This window comes from Deltaproteobacteria bacterium, assembly GCA_016234845.1.
Lineage (GTDB): Bacteria > Desulfobacterota > Deferrimicrobia > Deferrimicrobiales > Deferrimicrobiaceae > JACRNP01.
In genome coordinates this window covers 1-4,772 of sequence record JACRNP010000213.1, presented here as the reverse complement: position 1 = coordinate 4,772, position 4,772 = coordinate 1, and the positions used below count along the sequence as shown (strand labels likewise).

6 protein-coding genes are annotated in these 4,772 nt (G+C 68.5%); 1 reads left to right on the top strand and 5 read right to left on the bottom strand.

Features of this window, described 5'->3' with window-relative positions; genetic code table 11:
* Positions 1-465: Crp/Fnr family transcriptional regulator (locus tag HZB86_12910; protein ID MBI5906417.1), on the bottom strand; the 465-nt coding region annotated here is incomplete at its 3' end.
* A 75-nt stretch (positions 466-540) separates the two neighbouring features.
* Here HZB86_12910 and HZB86_12905 point away from each other — a divergent pair.
* Positions 541-1,410, top strand: coding sequence for an NAD(P)-dependent oxidoreductase (locus HZB86_12905; GenBank protein ID MBI5906416.1), 870 nt, complete (start codon positions 541-543; stop codon positions 1,408-1,410).
* 40 nt (positions 1,411-1,450) lie between these two features.
* Here the strand turns inward: HZB86_12905 and HZB86_12900 are convergent, their stop codons facing one another.
* The 4 genes from HZB86_12900 to HZB86_12885 all read right to left on the bottom strand — a co-directional run.
* The gene (locus tag HZB86_12900) at positions 1,451-2,635 is read right to left on the bottom strand and encodes a tetratricopeptide repeat protein (protein MBI5906415.1); all 1,185 of its coding nucleotides are present in this window, start codon (positions 2,633-2,635) and stop codon (positions 1,451-1,453) included.
* 186 nt (positions 2,636-2,821) lie between these two features.
* Complete coding sequence (locus HZB86_12895) at positions 2,822-3,127, bottom strand: hypothetical protein (protein ID MBI5906414.1); 306 nt, start codon at positions 3,125-3,127, stop codon at positions 2,822-2,824.
* A gap of 124 nt (positions 3,128-3,251) precedes the next feature.
* Positions 3,252-3,734 carry a hypothetical protein gene (locus HZB86_12890; protein MBI5906413.1) on the bottom strand — a complete coding sequence of 161 codons (483 nt, stop codon included), beginning with the start codon at positions 3,732-3,734 and terminating at the stop codon, positions 3,252-3,254.
* Positions 3,735-3,783: 49 nt separating this feature from the next.
* Positions 3,784-4,772: divalent metal cation transporter (locus tag HZB86_12885; protein MBI5906412.1), on the bottom strand; the 989-nt coding region annotated here is incomplete at its 5' end.

Here is a 4,772-nt window from a genome sequence, read left to right as displayed (position 1 = left end):
GACCAGGCGGGCCTCCACGTCCTTCAACGAAAGGCTCTCCACGAGGTCGGTCATCCTCTTGAGCCAGCGGGAGAGGGATCCGAGCATCCGGATCGACACCTTGGGATGCCGCTCGAGGAGATCGATGAACGGTCGTTTCGGCAGGAGGAGCAGCAGGGAGTCGGCGAGCGCCTCCGCGCTCGCGGGGTAGATCCCTCCCTCGAAGATCACGGCCTCGGCGAACGTCTGTCCCGGATCGAGGACGTGGAGAACCTGCTCCTTCCCCTCCCCGGAGAGCTTGAACACCTTCACCTTCCCGGACGCGACCACGAAGAACCCGTCCGCCTTGTCTCCCTCCCGGAAGACGGTCTCCTTCTTTCCGAATCGGCGTGGAACGGCCAGGGCGGCGACCCGCCGGAGATCCTCGTCCGGAAGGGCGGCGAACAACGGCGTCTTGCGGAGGACGTCGGCGGCCGGGAGCGTCATGGTACCATTCTGATGAATCGGAGCGGGGCGTCAAGGCGGGATTTCCGGCGGCGGTCACCGGGGAGGGATGCGGCGATGGCGAAAATCGGATTCGTGGGCCTCGGGATCATGGGGGAGCCGATGTGCCGCAACGTCCTTTCGAAGGGGCACGAGGTCACCGTGTACAACCGGACCCGCGCGAAGATGGAGCCGCTCGTCGCGGCCGGGGCCAACGCGGCCCCCTCGCTCGCGGATCTGGTCCGCGGCTCCGAGGTCGTGATCACGATGGTGGCCGATCCGGCGGCGGTGCGCGACGTCGTCACGGCGAAGGGGGGAATCCTGTCCGCCGTCTCGCCCGGGACGGTCCACATCGACATGAGCACCGTGTCCCCGGAGACTTCCCGGGAGATCGCGCTCCTCCTGCGGGGAAAAGGCGCGGACCACCTCGAGGCGCCGGTGCTGGGCAGCCGGAAGCCGGCCGTCGACGGAACGCTCACGATCCTCACCGGGGGGGACGAGGAGCTCTCCCGCCGGATGGAGCCGTTGCTCCTGGCGATGGGGAACCGGGTGATCCACATGGGCCGCACCGGGATGGCGGCGCAGATGAAGCTCATCATCAACCAGATCCTGGGGGCGATCCTCTGCGTCCTCGCGGAGGCGTCGCTGACGGGTACGGAGGCGGGCCTTGCGCCGGACCGGATCCTCGCCGTGCTCGGGAACTCGGTCGTGGATTGCCCGGCGATCCGGATGAAGGGACCCGACATGCTCGGGGAGCGGATCTTCACGCCGAACTTTCCGTTGAAGCACGCGCACAAGGACATGCGGCTCGCCGTGGAGGCGGGGGCCGCGGCCGGGATCCCGACGCCGGTGACGAAGGCGGCGTGCGACCTGTTCGCCGCCGCAAGGGACGCCGGCTTCGGCGACCGGGACGTCTCCGCGGTCCTCCGGGCGTTGACCGACCGGTAGCCGGCGGGGAGAACCGGCGCGGCTCCCGCGTCGGCCGCGTCTACGGGAGAACGGCGCGGGAGTCGCGGAAACGGCTGAGCGCCTTGAGCATCGACGGTTCGAAACGGCACCCCAACGCCTCCGCCCGGTCGCACTCGGTGGCCGCCTCCCGGTAGAAACCCATGGCGTAGTACGCCTGAGCAAGGCCCGCCCGCGCGCGGGCGTTCCGCGGCTCGAGCTCCACCGCCGTCCGGAACTCCCGGATCCCCTCTTCGAATCGTCCGCACCCGCAATACGTGCTCGCCAGGCTGCCCCGGGCCGCGGCGTTCCGCGGTTCGAGCTCCACCGCCCTGCGCCCCTCCTCGATCGCCTCCGCATACCGTCCGTTGCGCGCGAGGAGGATCCCCAGGTTCTCGCGGGGGGCGGCCATTTCGGGATCGAGCGCGATCGCGAGGCGATACCGGGCCGCCGCCTCATCGAGACGACCGAGCTTGTGCAGCGAAACGCCGGCGTTGTAATGGACGTCCGGAAGGCCCGGGTACCTGCGGGCCGCCTCATCGTAGATCCGCAAGGCGTCCGCCTCCCGGCCCCGGCGCGAATACCCGGCGCCCAGGCTTTTCAGGAACACCCCGAGCATCCCGTCGCCGCTCAGGGAAACCAGGTACGGGCGGCCCGGCGCGACGCGGAATTCCCGGCGGTACCGCTCGTCATCCCAGTTCGCCCCGCCGTCGGAGAACTCCACGTTCCTCCGGGCGGCGGTCCCTTCGAGCCGCACGAAGCAGTGGGACGGAACGTACACCCCGCGGAAGGGGACTCCAAGCCGCTCCGCGAGGGCGAGATAGAGCATCGACAGGCCGAGGCAGTTCCCCTTCTTCCTCGATACGACCGTCTCGAGAAGGTAGTTTTCCGGCTCCCCGGGGGATTTGTCGTAGGTGAATCCCTCCTCGACGAGAAGGACGCGGCGGAACGCCTCCACCACCGGCTCCTCCGACGAGAGACCGCGCAACTCCTCCCGCAGCCGATTTTCGAGCCGGGCGAGTTCCCGCTCCGGCATCGACGGGGACACCGGCAGGCCGAGCAGGTCGCGGCTCCCCTGTGCGGAGTACCGGACATAGGCGGACAGGAACGGACGATCTCCCCCGGCGAGCCGCAATCCGGTCCTCGACTCGGCCGCGGCACCGGAATCCGCGGAAAAACCTGCAAGAATCAGAAAACCGATAACGATCCCGACGACCTTGCGCGGCACGGCCGCCCTCCCCGTGATTTCTACGGGCAATCACCCCGTACCATACATTTTAGCCGGAAGGCGGACCGTTTCGCACTGCTTCCCCCTCGCCGCCGTGAAACGGCGGATATGACGACGGCGCCGGGGGCCGCATCCTCCCCGGCGCCGTCGAAACGATTCCTTCGTCAAGGAACTACTGTGCCCCGGTTACGGCGTGTCGTCGATGCCGCGCCGGAAAACGTTCGTCCCCTGCTCGTAGACCTCCGCGCTGCTGTCCGCGCAGCAGTTCTGCTCCGAGGAGCTCTCCGACATTCCGGGAACCGCCCCGGTGTCGATCGGTTCACGGACCTGGGATTCGTCGGTCTGCGCCGACGGCCAGGACGGATCCGCCGACGGCGAATAGTCGGACGCCTCGTACGGGAGCATCCCCTGCTCGTCCGCGATCGCGATTCCGGCAACCCCCGCCAGCATTACGCAAAGCCCCAGCGAAAAAAGGATTTTTCTTCCAGTCATACCGTCGCCCTCCCTGAAAGCTCCATTGGTTGCGTTGCCCCCACGGGAACCACTACTGATAGTGAGATGGGAATCAAACAGGACGGTTTCTCCCGGGATGAAAATTTCCGGAAGACGTGCGCGGTTACGGTTTCAGCAGATATTCAAACGACGCGGAGCCTCTTCGCCCGCCCCCTTCCGCCTCCAGCTCGAACCGGTATCTCCCGACTTTCGGAAGCCGGACGTCGCTGCCGATGTGACCGCCCATCGGGACGAGGGAAGCCTTCGAGGAGGATGCGCTGTCCGGGCCGGCGATCCTCACCTCCCCGGCGGCGTCGACGACCGCCTTTCCGGACTTCGGATCGGTCAGGATCACCACCAGGTGGTGCCTCGAGGAAAGTTTCGCGATCGTCGCGGCCGACACTCCGGATCTGGCGAGTTCGGCGTTCATGTCGATCATGCGGGCCTCGACGTTCCAGGGACCGGCCGTACCCCGGAAGACCCGCTCTCCCATCTCCTCCAACGGCGTTCCCGACGGCCCGTGGGTATGCCCGGCGGAGGCGGAACAGGCTCCCAGGAGCCAGAGCGCCGCTCCGACGAGCATCGCCGTCCGGACCCTCCGTTCCACGGCCGCCACCCCCTCCCGCGAAGTCCCCGGTTTGATGCCGTGAGGATGGTCAGCCGTCGCGGCCGGCGACCAGGACGGATATGTTCAGCCGGTGCCGCAGCTCGTCGATGGTCGATCCGTAGAGCCAGTCCGAGAACCCCTTGTGGCCGTGGGCGCCGACCACCAGGAGGTCCACTCCGTGGCGCTGCAGGATTTCCGGGATGACGCGGACCGGGTGGCCGAACCCGAGCTCCGTATCGACATCGATGTCGTGCTTCCCGAGGACGACCGTGTACCGCCGAAGCCGCTCGAGGTCCGCCCGGCTCTCGGTGTCCGTGATCTCCTCGCCGAGCGCGACCGCGCCGGCGCTCTCCACGCAGTGGATCAGCAGGAGGGGGCACCGGCTGGCCGAGGCGATCCCCGCGGCGCGGGACAGAACCTCGGCGTCCGCGTCGCCGAAGTCGAGCGCGGCGGCGATCTTCCGGAACGGCCGCGCCGGCTCGACCTCCCCGACCTCCGGCCGGTGCACGTCGTGCGGCCGCTTCCTCCGGCCGGCGGACAGGAACGGTTCGAGGAGGACGAAGATCAGCAGGGCCCCCACGGCGATCGCGACCGGCACCGCCACGTACCGCGCGGCCGCCCCGGCCGTCCCTTCAAGGGCGATCCACCCGCCGATCTCCCCGATCACGAGCTTCACGTTCAGGGACGCGATGATCCCCGCGCACGTCCAGGCGAGCGCCTTCGGGAGCGGGCCGATGGCGAACGCGCCCATCCGCTTCCGGTCGCTCACCATGTGGATGAGGGGGATGACCGCGAAGGAGAGCTGCATGGAGAGGAGCACCTGGCTGAAGACGAGGAGTTCCCCCGTCGCCCCCTCGCCGGCCACCGCGATCGTGATCACCGCCGGGACGATCGCGAGGGACCTCGTGACGAGGCGCCGCAGCCACGGCCGCAGGCGGATGTTGACGAACCCTTCCATCACGATCTGGCCCGCGAGCGTCCCGGTGATCGTGGAGCTCTGTCCCGCGCAGATCAGCGCGAGGGCGAACAGGACGGGGG